The organism is Hydrocoleum sp. CS-953 (assembly GCF_002260545.1).
In the GTDB taxonomy this organism is placed as follows: domain Bacteria; phylum Cyanobacteriota; class Cyanobacteriia; order Cyanobacteriales; family Microcoleaceae; genus Trichodesmium.
Genome location: NZ_LGSU01001482.1, coordinates 1 through 17,772 on the forward strand (window position 1 = coordinate 1; position 17,772 = coordinate 17,772).

General features: G+C 35.0%; 11 protein-coding genes and 2 pseudogenes. 8 read left to right on the top strand and 5 right to left on the bottom strand.

Going from position 1 to position 17,772, the window contains the following annotated elements:
* Nucleotides 1–871: 871 nt before the first annotated feature.
* From AFK68_RS32570 to AFK68_RS32590, 4 genes are all read left to right on the top strand, one after another.
* Nucleotides 872–2,272 carry a nicotinate phosphoribosyltransferase gene (locus AFK68_RS32570; protein WP_094678345.1) on the top strand — a complete coding sequence of 467 codons (1,401 nt, stop codon included), beginning with the start codon at nucleotides 872–874 and terminating at the stop codon, nucleotides 2,270–2,272.
* Between the two features lie 1,037 nt (nucleotides 2,273–3,309).
* The gene (locus tag AFK68_RS32580; protein ID WP_210407742.1) at nucleotides 3,310–4,248 is read left to right on the top strand and encodes an ADP-ribosylglycohydrolase family protein; all 939 of its coding nucleotides are present in this window, start codon (nucleotides 3,310–3,312) and stop codon (nucleotides 4,246–4,248) included.
* Between the two features lie 359 nt (nucleotides 4,249–4,607).
* Nucleotides 4,608–5,198, top strand: coding sequence for a nicotinate-nucleotide adenylyltransferase (locus tag AFK68_RS32585; RefSeq protein ID WP_094678349.1), 591 nt, complete (start codon nucleotides 4,608–4,610; stop codon nucleotides 5,196–5,198).
* Nucleotides 5,168–5,893, top strand: a complete 726-nt coding sequence (locus tag AFK68_RS32590; protein ID WP_094678351.1) for an NUDIX domain-containing protein — start codon at nucleotides 5,168–5,170, stop codon at nucleotides 5,891–5,893. The genes AFK68_RS32585 and AFK68_RS32590 overlap by 31 nt, the downstream gene beginning before the upstream one ends.
* A gap of 218 nt (nucleotides 5,894–6,111) precedes the next feature.
* Here AFK68_RS32590 and AFK68_RS32595 read toward each other — a convergent pair whose 3' ends face one another.
* A complete protein-coding gene (locus AFK68_RS32595; RefSeq protein WP_094678353.1) occupies nucleotides 6,112–6,567 on the bottom strand; it encodes a hypothetical protein in 456 nt (151 codons plus the stop codon).
* A gap of 302 nt (nucleotides 6,568–6,869) precedes the next feature.
* On the opposite strand from AFK68_RS32595, the gene AFK68_RS32600 reads away from it, so the two are divergent.
* Nucleotides 6,870–7,736, top strand: coding sequence for a phosphodiester glycosidase family protein (locus AFK68_RS32600; protein WP_094678355.1), 867 nt, complete (start codon nucleotides 6,870–6,872; stop codon nucleotides 7,734–7,736).
* A 1,178-nt stretch (nucleotides 7,737–8,914) separates the two neighbouring features.
* Here the strand turns inward: AFK68_RS32600 and AFK68_RS32610 are convergent.
* A complete protein-coding gene (locus AFK68_RS32610; protein WP_094678359.1) occupies nucleotides 8,915–9,340 on the bottom strand; it encodes a hypothetical protein in 426 nt (141 codons plus the stop codon).
* 498 nt (nucleotides 9,341–9,838) lie between these two features.
* Nucleotides 9,839–10,405, bottom strand: a complete 567-nt coding sequence (locus AFK68_RS32615; RefSeq protein ID WP_094678361.1) for a hypothetical protein — start codon at nucleotides 10,403–10,405, stop codon at nucleotides 9,839–9,841.
* Nucleotides 10,406–10,512: 107 nt separating this feature from the next.
* Between AFK68_RS32615 and rpsD the strand changes: the two genes are divergently transcribed.
* Nucleotides 10,513–11,121 carry a 30S ribosomal protein S4 gene (gene rpsD, locus AFK68_RS32620; protein WP_094678363.1) on the top strand — a complete coding sequence of 203 codons (609 nt, stop codon included), beginning with the start codon at nucleotides 10,513–10,515 and terminating at the stop codon, nucleotides 11,119–11,121.
* A gap of 470 nt (nucleotides 11,122–11,591) precedes the next feature.
* Here rpsD and AFK68_RS43085 read toward each other — a convergent pair.
* Both AFK68_RS43085 and moaA read right to left on the bottom strand, forming a co-directional pair.
* A pseudogene (locus AFK68_RS43085) lies at nucleotides 11,592–11,731 on the bottom strand (cyclic pyranopterin phosphate synthase MoaA); the annotation flags it as partial.
* A gap of 1 nt (nucleotide 11,732) precedes the next feature.
* Nucleotides 11,733–12,677: pseudogene (moaA, locus tag AFK68_RS32625) on the bottom strand (GTP 3',8-cyclase MoaA); the annotation flags it as partial.
* 2,383 nt (nucleotides 12,678–15,060) lie between these two features.
* Here moaA and AFK68_RS32630 point away from each other — a divergent pair.
* Together AFK68_RS32630 and AFK68_RS32635 are read left to right on the top strand one after the other, a co-directional pair.
* The gene (locus AFK68_RS32630) at nucleotides 15,061–16,107 is read left to right on the top strand and encodes a sulfite exporter TauE/SafE family protein (protein ID WP_246844603.1); all 1,047 of its coding nucleotides are present in this window, start codon (nucleotides 15,061–15,063) and stop codon (nucleotides 16,105–16,107) included.
* Nucleotides 16,108–16,302: 195 nt separating this feature from the next.
* Nucleotides 16,303–17,478 carry an RRXRR domain-containing protein gene (locus AFK68_RS32635; protein WP_094678367.1) on the top strand — a complete coding sequence of 392 codons (1,176 nt, stop codon included), beginning with the start codon at nucleotides 16,303–16,305 and terminating at the stop codon, nucleotides 17,476–17,478.
* Nucleotides 17,479–17,772: the final 294 nt, after the last annotated feature.

The following is a 17,772-nucleotide window of genomic DNA, read 5'->3' on the forward strand; positions in this document are numbered from 1 at the left end:
AAAGTATTATATCTCTAATAGTTAAAAGCGACAATCAATAATTTGTAAGATTTGGGGAAATAAAGCACCATAAGCAACAGGGAACAGAAAACAATAGACATGACTTTAGACTTTTGAAAAAATGTCAAGTTTTTGTATTTATTATTAAATAAAAGCTCGGAAGATTAATTTACTAATAAACTGTTAAAAGCCTTAATTTCGGCAATATTTAATTTAAGCGATCTAAAACTTACAACAACTAATGCCAGCAAATTATAGAAGCCATTTGGGATAAAATATAGATGGGGAGTAGGAGCGATTTGCGAATTCGCCCGTAAGGAAGTAGGGGAAAGTCCAAGATGGTGAAGCAAGGCAGCCTAGATTCTACCTTTTTCCTCTATTCTATAGAAGCCATTTTGGATCTATATAGACATCTCCAAAAAAGAGGGAGTAGGGAGTAGGGGAAAAGAATTAAGAATTACTTATTTTGCTCACCAAGAGGATTAGAGGAAATGGTTTTTTTCTTTTTTATCCAAAAATATCAGGCTTTATACCTGAATTTTTCGGTTTCCTATAAAGGTATTTTTGTACCTTTTTTCCGTAGTCTATTTCTCGGTCTCCTTGACTCGGAAAGATACCTTCAGGGGTTCTATATAATTACTAATCATTTGTTGGAAAATTATTAAAAGATTATAGACAGATATGGTAAAAATCACTATAATAAAAATAACAGCCATCTAACGAAGTTAGAAGTTGTTTTTGTAACGGGAATTTTAACTTCATAAACTAACTTAAAGTTAAGTGGCTAAAATACACTCTGAACTGTAAGTTGCAGCTTTTTCATACCGCAACTCAAAGCGCTGCGGGTTTCCAAACTACGGAGGATTTTTAAATGACACAAGAAGATAAACAACTTTCTCTCTCTCCAGAAGATTACAGTCTGTTAACAGACCTCTACCAACTAACAATGGGAGCTTGCTACGTTGGGGAAAAAATTGACCAACAACGAGCCAGTTTTGAGCTATTTGTACGAAAATTACCCGCAGGTTTTGGTTATCTCATCGCGATGGGTTTAGCACAAGCATTAGACTATCTGGAGAAATTTCGATTTAGCTCTGAGCAAATTGATGCTTTGAAGTCAACAGGAATTTTTGCTAATGCTCCTAGTAAATTTTGGTCATTGCTAGCAGAAGCTAAATTTACCGGAGATGTATGGGCGGTGCCAGAGGGAACAGCCATATTTCCTAATCAACCTCTACTCCGAATAGAAGCGCCACTTTGGCAAGCACAATTAGTAGAAACATATCTATTAAATACAATTAATTACCAAACCCTCATCGCAACAAAAGCAGCGAGAATGCGGGATATTGCTGGAAAAGACACCAAATTATTAGAATTTGGCACTAGACGCGCATTTAGTCCCCAGGCTAGTATTTGGGCAGCTCGTGCTGCTTTAGCAGGGGGAATGGATGCTACTTCTAATGTTTTGGCTGCCTTGAAATTAGGTCGTAAACCAGCAGGAACAATGGCTCACGCTTTAGTAATGGCAATATCCGCTGAAGGTAATGAGGAAGATGCTTTTAATGCTTTTCAGCGATATTTCCCTCAAGCACCTTTATTAATAGATACTTACGATACTTTAGCAGCTACCCGTTTATTGGCACAACGAGTTCAACAGGGTGAAATGCAGCTAAGTGGGGTAAGATTAGATTCGGGAGATTTAGTTAAATTATCCCAGGAGGTACGATCGCTACTGCCAGAAGTAACAATTTTTGCTAGTGGAGATATCGACGAGTGGGAAATAGCTAGACTTCAGAGAGAAAATGCTTGTATTGACGGGTATGGTATTGGTACTAAGTTGGTAACTGGTGTTCCTGTAAATGGAGTTTATAAACTGGTAGAAATAGACGATATTCCTGTGATGAAAAATGCTACCGGGAAAGTCAGTTATCCTGGTATAAAACAAATATATAGATATCTAGAAAATAGTCAATTAAAACAAGATTATTTGGGATTAATGGATGAAGATGTATTGAATCAAACAGAATTTCAGACTGATGATTTTATAAAATTAATGACACAAGTAGTTCAGAATGGAGAAATATTGCAAAAATCAGAAAATCTAGAAGCGATCGCTAAACGTACTGCTATTTCTGTTGCTACTTTGCCACCTGAAATTCGCAGTCTAGAAAATCCTATTTTGCCACCTATGAAAATTTCTAATAAATTACAAGAACTTACAGAAAAAACTAGAGATAAAATACTGAGCGGGAGTAAGGGAGTGAGGGAGTGAGGGAGTGGGGGAGTGGGTGAAAAATAAAGATTTTTCCTTATCTTAAAGCTTCTTACTTCTTACTTTAGTTAATTATCAAGGTTAAATTATGAATAATTCCCAAATATTATCAGGTTTAACTAGCTATCAGCTATCAGCTATCAGCTTTCAGCTATTAGCTAAAAGTCCGAGGGTATAAGTCCCCCAGTATATTTAAAAAAAATTAGTGGTGTGTGTTAATGGGGGTGTGAGTCCCCCATTATACACCGTGGAAAACTGATTGCTGACGGCTGACGGCTGACTGCTGACTGCTACCTCAATAGGTGTATGTAGTTGTAATATTTGTGGGTAAATATCTACCATTATGTAAGATTTTTCCTTCTTCCTTCTTCCTTCTTCCTTCTTCCTTCTTCCTTCTTCCTTCTTCCTTCTTCCTTCTTCCTTCTTCCTTCTTCCTTCTTCCTTCTTCCTTCTTCCTTCTTCCTTCTTCCTTCTTACTTTAGTTAATTATCAAGGTTAAATTATGAATAATTCCCAAATATTATCAGGCTTAACTAGCTATCAGCTATCAGCTATCAGCTATCAGCTATTAGCTAAAAGTCCGAGGGTATAAGTCCCCCAGTATATTTAAAAAAAATTAGTGGTGTGTGTTAATGGGGGACTCACACCCCCATTATACACCGTGGAAAACTGATTGCTGACGGCTGACGGCTGACTGCTGACTGCTACTTAAATAGGTGTATGTAGTTGTAATATTTGATGGTAGGAGTTTTGTCTCCAAACACCAAGCAAAAATGGTATTTGGAAACCAAAGATCCTACAATTTTTCTCACAAATCATATCATGTTCGTTGGTATCGTTTGTATAAAAGTTGGGGAAATATTTACTATATTTAAGATTTTTCCTTCTTACTTCTTACTTCTTACTTCCTCCTTCTTACTTCTTACTTCCTCCTTCTTACTTCTTCCTTCTTACTTCTTACTTCTTACTTCTTCCTTCTTCCTTCTTACTTCTTCCTTCTTCCTTCTTCCTTCTTACTTAATTATCAAGATTAAATTATGAACAATTCCAAAGTATTATCAGGTTTAATAGGTGTATGTATTGGAGATGCTTTAGGTGTACCTGTAGAATTTTCCAGTCGTCACGAAAGAAAAATTAATCCTGTAACTGAAATGATTGGTTATGGCGCACATAACCAACCACCAGGTACATGGTCTGATGATAGTTCCATGACATTATGTTTAGCTGAATGTCTATGTGATGGATTTGATTTAGAAGCGATCGGCCAATCTTTTTATAAATGGCGTTATGAAGATTATTGGACTCCACGGGGTAAAGTTTTTGATATTGGAGGTACCACTGCTGCAGCTATTTCTAGAATTAAAAAAGGTAGACCAGCAATAGAAGCTGGAGGTAGAGAAGATAGGAATAATGGCAATGGTTCTCTAATGAGAATTTTACCCCTAGCTTATACTTATAAAAACACCAATTTTCCCGAATTAATTCAACAAGTTCACGACTGTTCTTGTATAACTCACGGTCATGTAAGGTCACAAATGGCTTGCGGTATTTATATTAGTATAGCTATTTGTTTATTAGAGGGTTTAGACCTAAAAACAGCATACTTACAAGGAATAGAAAATATCAAAAAAATCTACTCAGAAGAGAAGTATGCAGGAGAAATACATCGTTTTCGTAAAGTATTGGGTGGAGAAGTTCAAAATATACCTCTAACACAAATTCATGCTGGTGGTTATGTACTAGATACATTAGAAGCCTCTTTGTGGTGTTTATTAAATACAAACTCTTTTGCAGAGGCAGTATTAAAAGCTGTAAATTTAGGAGAAGATACAGATACCACTGGAGCAGTAACAGGTGGTTTAGCAGGAATTTATTATGGTATAGAAAATATGCCAAAAGAGTGGATAGAAGTTATTGCTAGAAAAGATGATATTGTGAATTTAGCAGCTCGTTTAGAAAACGCTCTTTCAGATTAGGAAGTAGTGAGGAGCCAGGAAAGAAAAAGGTAATCAGCTAACCTTATAATAATCCGCCTTGATGTTGTAACATTTTATTGTAGGGGTTGTATCTTTTTATCCAATTTTTGCCTGGGTTTAGAGACAAAACTCCCTAAAGTTTTTTTCATAAATCATATCATGTCCGTTGGTATCATTTGTGTAAAAGTTGGGGAAATATGTACCATTATATTAAGATTTTTCCTTCTCTTCAAGCTTCTTCTTTATTACTTCTTCTTTATTACTTCTTACTTCTTACTTCTTACTTCTTCTTTATTACTTCTTACTTCTTCCTTCTTCCTTCTTCCTTCTTCCTTCTTCCTTCTTACTTCTCAAAATAAATGACAAAAATAGCCTTATTTGGAACAAGTGCAGACCCACCAACAGCCGGACATGAAACAATTGTTAGATGGCTATCCCAAAACTTCGATAAAGTAGTAGTTTGGGCATCAAATAATCCCTTTAAATCCCATCAAACATCCCTAGAACAACGTTCGACAATGTTATCAATTTTGATTGAAAATATTGACTCAAATCAAAACAATATTTCTCTACATCAAGAATTAAGTAGTCGTCGTACTCTAGAAACCGTTGAACTTGCAAGCAAGAAATGGGATGATGGAGAATTTACCTTAGTAGTAGGTTCAGATTTAGTCAAACAATTACCAAGTTGGTATCAAATAGAAGAACTTTTACAAAAAGTAGAATTATTAATAGTACCTCGAAAAGGTATTACAACAGAAGAGGCAGATTTAGAGAAATTAAGGGAACTAAGTACAGGAGTAAAAATAGCTTCTTTAGAAGTTCCAAATGTTTCCTCATCCGTATATCGCGAACAAGGAGACGAAATGACTATTACGCCTCCTATTAAAGATTATATATATCGGCATAAATTATATCAATGGCAGGAAGCGACTACAGAAAAATTGTAAACAATAAAGCAGACTTTAAAGTAGGGGTAGATAATGTAATTTTTTCTGTTGATACTCAACAAAACCGCCTCTTAGTTTTGTTAGTAATGCGACAAAAAGAACCATTTATTAACTACTGGAGTTTACCAGGTACATTAGTAATAAAAGGTGAATCTTTAGAAGCAGCAGCATACAGAATCTTAGCTGAAAAAATCAGGGTAAAAAATCTATATTTAGAACAATTATATACTTTTGGCGGTCCTGGTCGTGACCCTAGAGAATTTAATTATAATTGTAGATATTTATCTGTCAGTTATTTTGCCCTAGTTAGATTTGAAGAAGCAGAATTAATTGCTAATGAGGTGACAAGTATTAGTTGGTATCCTGTGGAGAAAATTCCTCAGTTAGCATTTGACCATCAAAAAATTATTGAGTATGGATATTCAAGATTAAGAAATAAACTTGAATATAGTCCTATTGCTTTTGATGTTTTACCAGAAGAGTTTACTTTAGGGGAATTATATCAACTTTATGCAACTATTTTAGGAAACAATTTTTCAGATTATTCTAATTTTCGTGCCAGACTATTAAAGTTAGGTTTCTTATCTGATACTGGCATAAAAACATCACGAGGTGCTGGTAGACCTGCTAGTCTTTATCGGTTTGATTCAAAAGCATTTGCTTTAGTAAAAGATAAACCTTTAATGTTTATTTGATAAGGTTAAGGTAAATGTTGAAAATCTTGTAGTTCGGGCATCTTGCCCGCAATATTTGTACCTCTTTTTTATCTTTTTTATTTATTGGTTAATTTGCAGTAATAAAGTTTGAGTAGTCCAAGTCGGACATCCACAACAAAATCAGTTATCAGTTTTTTCAGTTCTTTTAATGATGGAAAATAATATTTTGCCAATCTCATCTAACTGAAAAAGATGCATTATTCCTTATGCTCAACTGCATTCATAAACATTGATACATATTCTTCTTCTGTTAATCCTGTTTTAGCTAATATTTGTTCCATAATTCTGTCAAGTTCTTCTGCTGCTTTTTTGGCTTCTTCGTAATCAAGTTTACTACGCAACTCTGCTATTCTTTCTTCTGTTAATCCCGTGGGATGTAATGTTTTATCCATAATTTTGCCAAGTTCTTCTGCTGCTTTTTTGGCTTCTTCGACTGCTTTCTTTCCTTCATAATTGAGTTGACTAGGCAGTGATGCTATTCTTTCTTCGGTTAATTCTGTGGGATGTAATGTTTTATCCATAATTTTGCCAAGTTCTTCTATAGCTTTTTTGGCTTCTTCGGCTGTTTTATTAGCTGCTTTACAAATTCTTTCAAGTTCTTTTTGAGCTAATAAAATTTTTTTTTCTAAGTCGTTTAATTTAATGTTTTTCATAATCCTTTTGGCTGGTTTGTAGATTAAAGAATGTCTAAATTATTAATTAGTATATCTAATATAACATTATTTCCAACTGGAATCAATAATTAACTTACTGCAAATTATCTAAAATATGGTNTATAACATTATTTCCAACTGGAATCAATAATTAACTTACTGCAAATTATCTAAAATATGGTATATCTGGTGGATAAAAACCTCAGACAATTTTACTTTTAGGAATACCTAATCTCAGTATATTGGATGCTATTCGATCCTCTCAACTATATTGATTAAAAACTTCTTACTTACTTTGGCTAATGAATAAAAAAAGTATAACTTTAACCGGATTATTTTTTACAACCATTCTCCTAATAACAATAAACTTATTTTCTGCCGAGAATGCCGAAAGTAAATCACAAAACCCTCTATCTCTTGGGTTCCAAATTATTAACAATTCCCAGGGAACAACTCTTTATCAAAAAGATTTAGATTATGTACAAGTTATCGATCTAACTCAAGGCGCAAAAATTAATTTCATCTATGGAAATATAGGAGACTTAGGTACTAAAAAAGGAGCTTACGGCGGTAACGAACCCCAATTTGCACGTCAGACAATATCACAAGTATGGTCTAACTTATCTTTAGAAAATTCAAGTTTATTTTGCATCACTAACGGTCAATTTTTTAGAAATGATAAAAATTCCTCAACAGGGTTAGCATTTCCTGTCAAGTCAGATGGAATTATAGTTAGTGATGGTTATGCCGGAGAAATAGAATTTCCTGATGAAAAGTTAATCCTAGAAGTCTGGAATGATAGAGCATTAATTAGTAAGTTTCAGCCAAATAATCTGCAATTATCAACAGCACCTAATCTTATTGTTGGTCTACAGGAAAATGCAGATAAAGGAGTAGAAAATCAAACAGGTAGAACCTTTATTGGAGTCAAAGATAAAGATGGCGATCGCCTGAATGAAATAATTTTAATTTTTACTTCCAAAAAAGCAACTCAACCTCACGCTGCTAAAGTTTTGAAAAGTTTCGGTGCAACTCAAGTAATCATGTTAGATGGTGGAGGTTCAACACAATTAATTTGTCAGGGAAACACTTATATAGATTCACCAAGAACTATCCCTCAAATGATTGCTATTTTCAGTGGAGATGAAGTCAGAAAGAAAGAAGAATAATTTAGTAATCTAGGATTGTAGGATTAACTATTAAAAACTAAAGACTGCTTAGGCTTAAACAATGGTAAGCATTCAGCCGTAAACTATCAGCTAAGTAGTCGTGCAAAATACAAAATAAATTTCCTAGTTGAGAGAGGGAAGACTTAACTGGAAACACTTAAATGGGAGAAATAATTGATAATTTATGAATAAGATTGGAGATGTCTAATAGTAATTTGTAATTAATGTTGCTTATCGACTTATAAAATTAATTTTGCATAAGCATTTATCAGCCATTGCTTAAAGCATAGCCTTAAAAGCAGGGTATTATTGCAGCTCCCATGCGCTCTAGCTAACTGCTAATAGCTGAATGCTTACAACCAATAAACTTTTACCCATATTTTTATTTTTTTGAGATTTAATCAACAAATCCTAATTAATTCCTCAATACTTTTCTTATTAATTTTCCACATCTCCTCTTCTTCCCAAACCCATCTACTATCTACCCGTTCCACTGTACCGTCCAAATTAAACATAGTTACTGTTGCNATTTTTCTCTATATTAGGTCGATTAAAATGAAGGGTATTTTTACCACAATGGCGCAGAGGCAACCAATTGGGTTTGGGGCCGCGTTTTTTACCAGAGATTCTTGGTCTTCCTTTGTATAGAGGAATCCCCCAAGTTCTACCATTAATTTTCCGAGCGCCTTGAATCCGACCTTCCTGAAGCAAAACTCGAACTCTTTGAGCAGAAATATTCAATAAAGAAGCAGCTTCAGTAGTACCGACAAACATAAGATTTAATTATATATTTTACTATTGCGTATAGCAAAATAATACTAAATAATACAAAAATTACAAACCCATACATTAGGGTGCTTCAGATAAAAAAAATTTCGTTAGTCTATGATTTTATTGTGGAGAAAGAAATTCTTAGCGGGGCTTTAGTGAAAAAACAGGTTAAAAATAAGGTCAAAACCTTATACAGTAAAGTTTTGACCTTAAATTAACCGTTTTCTTGATATATCTAGAGCTTACTAATTGAGTAAACATTTCCTGGGGAATGTTGCGCAAACAGCTATTAGCTGACAGCTCTCAGCAAACTGACTTTTCTTTTCCTTTGCTGAATATAAAAAACTTCCAGTTTTGAGTTACTGGAAGTCAAGATAAAATTTATTTTACTTGTAATGATAATCAAATTATTTCACAAGAGAAATTTCTTGATCCGCGACAACTTCTGACTGTACATTATCTTCAACTAAATCTAGTTCGCCACCAGGTGCTTCAGGATGTTGAACAAATGTCTCTTCTACTGGTACTTCCATAGACTCATCACCAGCATCAACATTAGCTTCTGCTTTACGAGAAATATAACGAGTAGCAAAGAAAGCACCTAACCCAGTTAAACCTAGTGTACCAGCAGCAATACCACCAATAGCAAAGTCAGATTTACCAGGAAATTTTTTGCTTAACCAAGAATCTTGTGAAATTAAAGGTTTTTCTGTTGATGTTAAACTTTTACCTTTGCCACTAAAAATACAAGCTTCTACAGAATTAGCAAAAAGTACACCACCAGCGATCGCTACGGTGGAAAGAGCAGTGGCCACAAAATTCAGCTTTTTCATTTTTGTTTGGTTTAGTAAAGTACCTTTAGAAGAGTAATATTAACAGCACTTTCCTAAAGTGGCAACTAAAGAAAAAGAGTTTGTTATCTTCTCCTGACTAAACTCATAAATAAATTGGTAGAGACAAGTTTTTTATATTAGGAAAAAACCTACAGCAATCCTATTTCAGTTGTAATATTTTAGTGGTAGGGACGAATGGCGATTCGCCCCTAAATGACTCAGGTAGGTGAGCAGTTTGATTAGCAACGAACAGTAGTCAGGAGTAATAATTTACTTATATTTTCAGTTAAAATTAACTGTTATAAAAATTTTCACAACCAATTTAAGATTGCTATAGTTATCGCAATCCTAAATTAGGTTGTGACAAATAATAAACCTATAACTACCACCTGTTCCCTGTTCCCTAAAAGCGGTAAGATTTTTATACACAAATAAAGTAGGATTGCTATACTAAAAAAAATAAACCAGGTTTATTCCTGAATAATTAAATTAACTTAATTACTCTGAATCAACCTCACTTATTTCTTGGTTAGGATTAAGACAAGTAGTCAATAATTCTTCTGTCGATAATCCTACATTAGAACTTAAACCAATCACACAAGAAGAAAAACTTTCTGGTAGTAAACTAAGACGACAATTTTCTAACACAGCAGATTCATTAGATGTATCTTTTACTGCTTTATTAATCTTTCTCACACAATTTCCTAGTTCATCAACTCTTCTCACCCTTTGACAATTAAATAGAATTTCTTCTGCCGGAAGTTCTTTCGTTGTACTATCATAAATTCTTGTGACACATTTGGATAAATCTCTAGGCTTTAAAGCTGCACCACAAGCATTAGCTACTTCTGACTCAGATAAACCTACGCTTAATAAATCTCTAGAGCAAATTCTAAATGATTTTCTACTTGGTTGAGCTGTTGCTACTTCAGGAATAATCATCAAAAAACTATAACTAAAAAGTTGTATTGCTGCTAAAGATATCCACCGTTTACTCAAGTATTTTTTAGGTGTAAATAAGGGAAATTTATCAGATAAAAAATCAGAAAAGTTCTTATGAAGCATAACAAATAATAAAAGTTAAAAACAATAGTGGACAATTGACAAAGTAGCAATTAAATAGTATATGATATAGGATTGTGGCTAAATTTTACGTTAATGAGGAAATTATTATGTCTAGATATAGAGGTCCACGTTTAAGAATAGTACGTCGTCTGGGGGATTTACCAGGGCTAACTCGTAAAAGTGCCAGACGTGCTTATCCACCTGGTCAACATGGTCAAAATCGCAGAAAGCGTTCAGAATATGCGATTCGACTGGAAGAGAAACAGAAACTACTATATAACTATGGTCTTTCTGAACGCCAACTCCTACGTTATGTAAAAAAAGCTCGTCGTGCAGCAGGTTCCACAGGGCAAGTATTACTACAATATCTAGAAATGCGTTTAGATAATACCGTATTTCGTTTAGGAATGGCTCCAACTATTCCCGGCGCAAGACAGTTAGTTAATCATGGTCATGTAACAGTTAATGGCAAGGTAGTAAGTATTGCTAGCTATCAGTGTAAACCTGGAGAGGTAATTAGTGTTAAAGAAAAAGAAAAATCTAAGGAAATGGTAAAGACTAATCTCCAATATCCAGGTTTAGCTAATATTCCTAGCCATTTAGAATTTGACAAAGATAAACTGGTTGGTAAAGTTAATGGTGTTGTGGAACGGGAGTGGGTGGCGCTTCAAATTAACGAACTATTAGTTGTGGAATATTATTCCAGACAAGCTTAGAATTTTTGTTTTTCAGATAACTAAGGAAGAAGGAAGAAGGAAGAAGGAAGAAGGAAAAAGGAAGAGGGAAGAAGTTTAATTATTGACATATGATTGTTTACGCTATTAATTTTTAGTAGTTAAACAGTAAACATAGACGTGAAAAAGAATGTAGGGATTTTCCATAGAATTTCCCTACAAAGTTTTGATAAAATGTTTATTTCTGGCACTTAATTAATGAGAGTTGATATGAGGGATTATTCCAATACTCCATCTATACTTCTTCCTAAGTCCTGACTTCTAACTCCTTTTCCCAGAGCAAATATAGCAGTCGCTATTACTGATACAAACATTCTCAAATTCTCAAATATAGTTACAGTAATAATTTAACTTCTGTACCTTGCTAATCCTATGATTCCCGTCCTATGATTCGCCTATCTAACTCCTAAATTATAAATTATAAATTATAAATTATAAATTATAAATTCCTTTTATCCTCCAATTTGTGACATAGTTCGACTATAAATTCCAGTAGTACCAGACTCTCTTTGCTTAAAATTAATATCTGGTTTTATACCTAATAAATATTCCACTTTCTGCCGTAACTCCTCAACAGAAACTCCATTACGCANAGTACCAGACTCTCTTTGCTTAAAATTAATATCTGGTTTTATACCTAATAAATATTCCACTTTCTGCCGTAACTCCTCAACAGAAACTCCATTACGCAGACCATTTTTTAAATCTATTTGACCCATTTCATTCAAAAGGCAAGGTCTTAACCATCCATCCGCAGAAAGACGCATTCTATTGCAGCGATCGCAAAAGCATTCGGACATTTGACTAATAAACCCCAGGGTTCCCTTTGCTCCAGGAATTTGAAATACATCGGCAGGTCCATTTCCTCGGACAAAAGATTCTGTCAGTCCCCATTTTTTCCTAATACTTTGCCGTAATTCTTCAGAAGAAATCCAACCTTTATCATCAAATAATTTATCATTACCAATAGGCATAAATTCAATAAATCTAACATGCCAATTACGGTCAATAGTTAAAGCTGCTAAATCTAAAACTTCATGGTCATTCACCCCAGGAATAACAACCACATTTAATTTCAAAGGGTCGAAACCTACCTCATAAGCAGCTTGAATACCATTCCAAACAAGTTCCCAACGACTACGACCTCTATTACCAATAATTAAATTAAAAGTATCTGAGTCTAGAGAATCTAAACTAATATTAATTCTTCTTAAACCAGCTTCATATAAATCTTTTGCCATATCTGCCAGTAAAAATCCATTAGTAGTCATAGATAAATCTTTTGTTTCTGGAAAAGAAGCAATATTCTCAATTAAATCTACAAGACCAGGACGTAATAAAGGTTCACCTCCCGTTAAGCGAAACCGAGTAAAACCCACAGGAATAAACACATTTTTTAGCAGAGTTAGTAATTCATCATTAGTCAATAAATTTTGTTTTAAAATATAGTCAATTTCTGCACCTTCAGGCATACAATATTGACACCGAAAATTGCAACGATCTATCAAACTAATTCTGAGATAATCAACTATGTTCATATGAAAATTTATATCCTAAGAGAATGTTAATTTTGCTTTATGGGCAAATATGCAGCCAGTTATAACCATTTTTTTTATACTCCAACTATAATATAGCGGTTATCATCTTAATCAGGTATAGTATTTTGTTATCTTCCCTATTCTTTTTTCCTTATTCCTTTTTTCCTAAAATCGAAAACTTGTAAAATCAAGCAGATAATGTATCAATTAAAATCTCTATTTATCAAGACTCCATCCCCAGAAACTGATGAAGAAAAAAAACTTGCTAAAATCAAAGAAAATTTTGATTATTTGTAAGCATTTCCTGCGGAATGCTGCACAAACAACCGTCAGCTAGCCTCTTGCCTCCTGCTACGGTAGCTCTAGCTTTTTCGTATAGGGAATGCTCCGCTTTCCATGTCGCGCAGCATTATCCTGACGGACTGCTGCCTCTTACAGAGGAGCTGCCTCTTGCAGAGGAGCTTCGCTAACGCTTTTCATGTCGGCTCTTAGCCGAAACGCAAATATGTCGGCTCTTAGCCGAAAACAGCTATCAGCCATTAATTAATTGCCTTTATAGCAGTAATTAGTATTGATATTTTTCAGGAAAAGTAAGCGTTCAGCTATCAACTATTAGTTATGATTTATTAACTCAATTAAAAGACTTTGTATGAAATGTATTTTTGAGGAAAAAAAGAATTTCCGACCTAAAAAATGGTATTAAAATCATTCCCATACGACTCCTTACTCCTGACTTCTAAGAAGCTGATAGCTGACTGCTAATAGTTGAATGCTTACGATTATTTATCCTAATCTTTCCTAAGGATTAAGTTCAGTAGCTGCTCAATTATGGTGACAATATTTAAGTCTAGCAAATCTGGAAAACATTAATAATCAAGCAGAGGTATTCGTTGACAAACTGTGGAAGATAATCTAATATTTATTCCCCATAATAAAATTTGGAATGAGCTAAGATATAACTCTAATCATGGCGCATGAGAAGCTCAAGTTACAACTGATTTTTATTTAGCTAATGAAGTAGATTCATAACTGGCAATTAAAATTTTGTATCTTGCTACTTATACCAGTAAATACAGTCAATTAAAACTTCAGATTAGAGTATTAGTTGAGCAAAAAACTTGGGAAACTCAATTTCAGTTCAAGTCTTCTCCTATAGAGATAAGTAACTTCTAGGGTGGGAAAACCTGCTTCTCCTTCTTTAAGTTTATAGAATTATTTTTAATAATTTATATAAGTAAAATTAAACACTTGTTTAAAAATATTTAGGGCTTCCTGATTAAATATAAAAGCATTTACAGATAAAGGTTTTAGCCTTTTTAGGTCTTGAAAAAGTACAAGGTTTTCGTTCTCTAGAAATGCAAAAAGTTAGGATTTTGGGTTGACGCTCTTGCTCAAAAAATCAAGGGATAATTCTTCCTCCTACNTTTTAGCCTTTTTAGGTCTTGAAAAAGTACAAGGTTTTCGTTCTCTAGAAATGCAAAAAGTTAGGATTTTGGGTTGACGCTCTTGCTCAAAAAATCAAGGGATAATTCTTCCTCCTACCTCCTAGCTCCTCACTCATTCCCCATTCTTCCTGTAGGGGTGATTTCCCTACGGAATGCTCCGCATTGATGTCGGCGACAGCCGTTAGCGGAGCTTTGCAGAATGCAAAACGCGCATCACCCCTACAACTCCTGACTCCTAACTCCTAACTCCCGACTCCCGACTCCCGACTCCTGACTCCTGACTCCTGACTCCTGACTCCTGCGCTACTAAAAGACTTTTTCAGCAAACCCTATTTAATTGACAAAAACAAAAATTTTACAAAATTTCTACTATTAACCTTCCTGTGAGTAGTAAACTTTAAACCTAATTTTCTTGGTCATCAGAATATACCTAAATATACCCTATACTTTTCTACCGATAAAATTGGAAATTGAGCCAACTGCTTACCGACAAACCAGCTATAGAAAATAGAATAGTAACTGGCTTGATTTTTGGTTAATAATTGACAAAAAATAAATCAAAAGATATCAATATAATAAGATTTATCAAAAAAAATAAACAAAAAAAATGATTCCGAAAACTGTTACGCCTCATAATATTNCTGCTTACCGACAAACCAGCTATAGAAAATAGAATAGTAACTGGCTTGATTTTTGGTTAATAATTGACAAAAAATAAATCAAAAGATATCAATATAATAAGATTTATCAAAAAAAATAAACAAAAGTAATGATGAAAATTTGCCAATTAGTAGTATAGCCTACCCTGGCCGAAAAATACATTTCTGTAAGCTCCCAAGAGCATCCAGGACAAAATTAACAAAACCTCACTAGCTTAATAGCTAAGTTGAGCATAAAAAAAATAATAAATTTTGCAATATTTTAAGAGGTACTAGGATTTGAAAGCCAACTTAAAAAAATTAGTTTCCCAACGGACAATTTTAATATCCATCGCACTTGTAGTCTGGAGTACATGGTTAATCTTACTAGGTGGCAAAGAAGCATTTTCCTATTTACTAGGTAATTGGGAAATAGCCCTAACAATGATTTTTGGGTCAGCGATCGCTGGAGGTACAAGTCTAGGGGGAGGAGCTGTCGCATTTCCAGTTTTTACCAAAGTTCTGCACATTTCACCTTCCGATGCCAAAATATTTTCCCTGGCCATTCAGAGTGTAGGTATGACTTCTGCTGCCGTTGCCATTTTTTTAACTGGAATTAAAGTAGAATTACGGGTAATTCTTTGGGGTAGTCTGGGTGGGTTTTTAGGAGTATTTATGGGGTCTGGTTTTTTAGCCCCCCTGATACCCCCTGATGTAATCAAAATGTCTTTCACTGTTATGCTCACCAGCTTTGCTGTTACCTTATTAAAATTAAACCAACAGCCAAGAGAGTTATATACAGCTATGCCAATTTGGACAGTTAAAGAGCAGAGAATTTGGCTAATAGCTGGGTTCCTCGGAGGGATGATGAGTGGTTTAGTCGGTAGCGGTATTGATGTCTTTACTTTTTCTGTCATGGTAGTTTTATTTGGCCTTTGCGAAAAAGTTGCTACCCCCACTTCCGTCATCCTCATGGCAGTTAATGCTATAGCTGGATTTATTTTACAAGTCTTTGTTTTCCAAGATTTTATAGATCCAGTTCGTAGTTATTGGTTTGCAGCAATTCCAGTAGTAGTAGTTGGGGCACCTCTTGGGGCAATATTTTGTAACCTCTTGCGCCGAGAAACCATTGCCAATATCCTGATTGGTCTAATTTTTGTAGAAGTTCTTTCCTCTTTACTTTTGATTAATTTAACATCAATAGTAATGTACTCCAGCTTGATAGCTTTAGTGGTATTCTCTTGTTTAAATTACTGGATGTACCGCACAAAAATCTATCAGAAAAATCAAAAAGAATGTTATAATTACCAACTATCTAAGCAAGAGTCGTCAACTTCTGCGGGCTGAAGCCACGCAGCTTGGACGGCCCAGCGTCTAACTAAGAGTTGGCTAGACCACAGAGCCAAAAAACGATAACACCTCNTTTCCCTAGCCCGGATTATTTGTTGGTCTTCTTGGGTTAAGGCATCGTACAAATGCGAGACACAACGTTTTTGGTGGTCTTAGGGACTTACAACTTTTCAAGGGAAAGGATTATCTCTTATGCTTCGAGTCCCAGTACAAAATCCTGATGGCTCTCCTGCAATGCCAACAAAAGCATCGCGGGCACGTCGTTGGGTACAAGAGGGAAAAGCAACAGCACATTGGAATGATGCTGGGTTGTATTATGTTCGCTTGGTGGCCGAATCATCAGGTGGGCATACCCAGAAAATAACAATTGGTTGCGACCCTGGCAAAAAATATACAGGGATTGCGGTTCAGTCTGCAAACTTCACTCTTTATACCGCACATTTGGTTTTGCCGTTTGACCGTGTTAAAGAACGGCTTGGCTCTGCTGTGATTAAGCAAGGCAAAATAATTAAAAATGTCAGAGGTCGAGCATTACAACGTCGGGCGCGGCGTGGTAGAAAGATTAATAGGAAAGTGCCTTTCAACCAACGTGCCCATCGACAAAAGCGATTTGATAATCGTAAAAGAAAAGGGAAATTACCTCCATCTATTCGAGCATCAAGGGAGATGGAGATTAGGATTATCACCGAACTGTCTAAAGTTTTCCCTATAACTATGATTGTCTATGAACTGGTTAAAGCTGACGTAGATTTAACTAGCGGTCGCAAAGGAGCGCGTTCGGGCAAAGGGTTTTCTCCGGTTATGGTCGGGCAAAATTGGTGTGTTAAACAACTGCAATCTATTGCACCTGTTAAAACCGTTTATGGCTGGCAGAAAAACAACAATGGAACCAGTCAAATTCGCAGATATTTACGGTTGGAAAAAATCAAAGATAAGAAAGCCCAAGTACAAAAATCTCATGCAGTAGATGGTATTGCTTTGGCTGCTAGTGAGTTTGTTCGCTATGGAGTTACTCCCAGAAAAAATTCTGATACTTGGGGATGGAAAGGCTCCGTCAACATAACTTATTGCATTTTTCGAGTCATTACTAGACCTGCTTATTTTCGTCGCGCTTTACATTTTGATAATGCTGAGAAAGGCGGCATTCGTAAACGCAAAGGTGGAACAATCACCCCTTTTAATGTTCGTTATGGCGATAAAGTTATGGCTGAAAAATCAGGGAAAACATACATTGGATGGGTAGGAGGCTTTACTAAAACCAAGACCAAAAACATCAGTGTTTATGACCATAATTGGAAGCGCGTTGGACAATTCTCTCCTAAAAAAGTTCAACTGATTCGTAGGTCTAATAAACTCTGTGTTGTTTAACTTACACGGATGTTAAATCCTCTACTCGCCTTTCCTCCCCACGTTAAAACGACGGGGATTCCAGGCTCTGGAATATTTTTCTTGAATATAACAGTCGCCATAGCAGTTAGGACATTTTCACACCTCTCAAATATAGCAATCCGCTCTTATAAAGTAAATAAAAAAACTGAAACTCCCACCTGTTGCCTTCTGGAGCTGTTGCCTAAAAAGCAGTAAGGTTTTTGCCACGAATAAAATAGGATTGCTATATAGTCCGTGCTGGGAATTTGACTTATGACTTCTAACTTATGACTT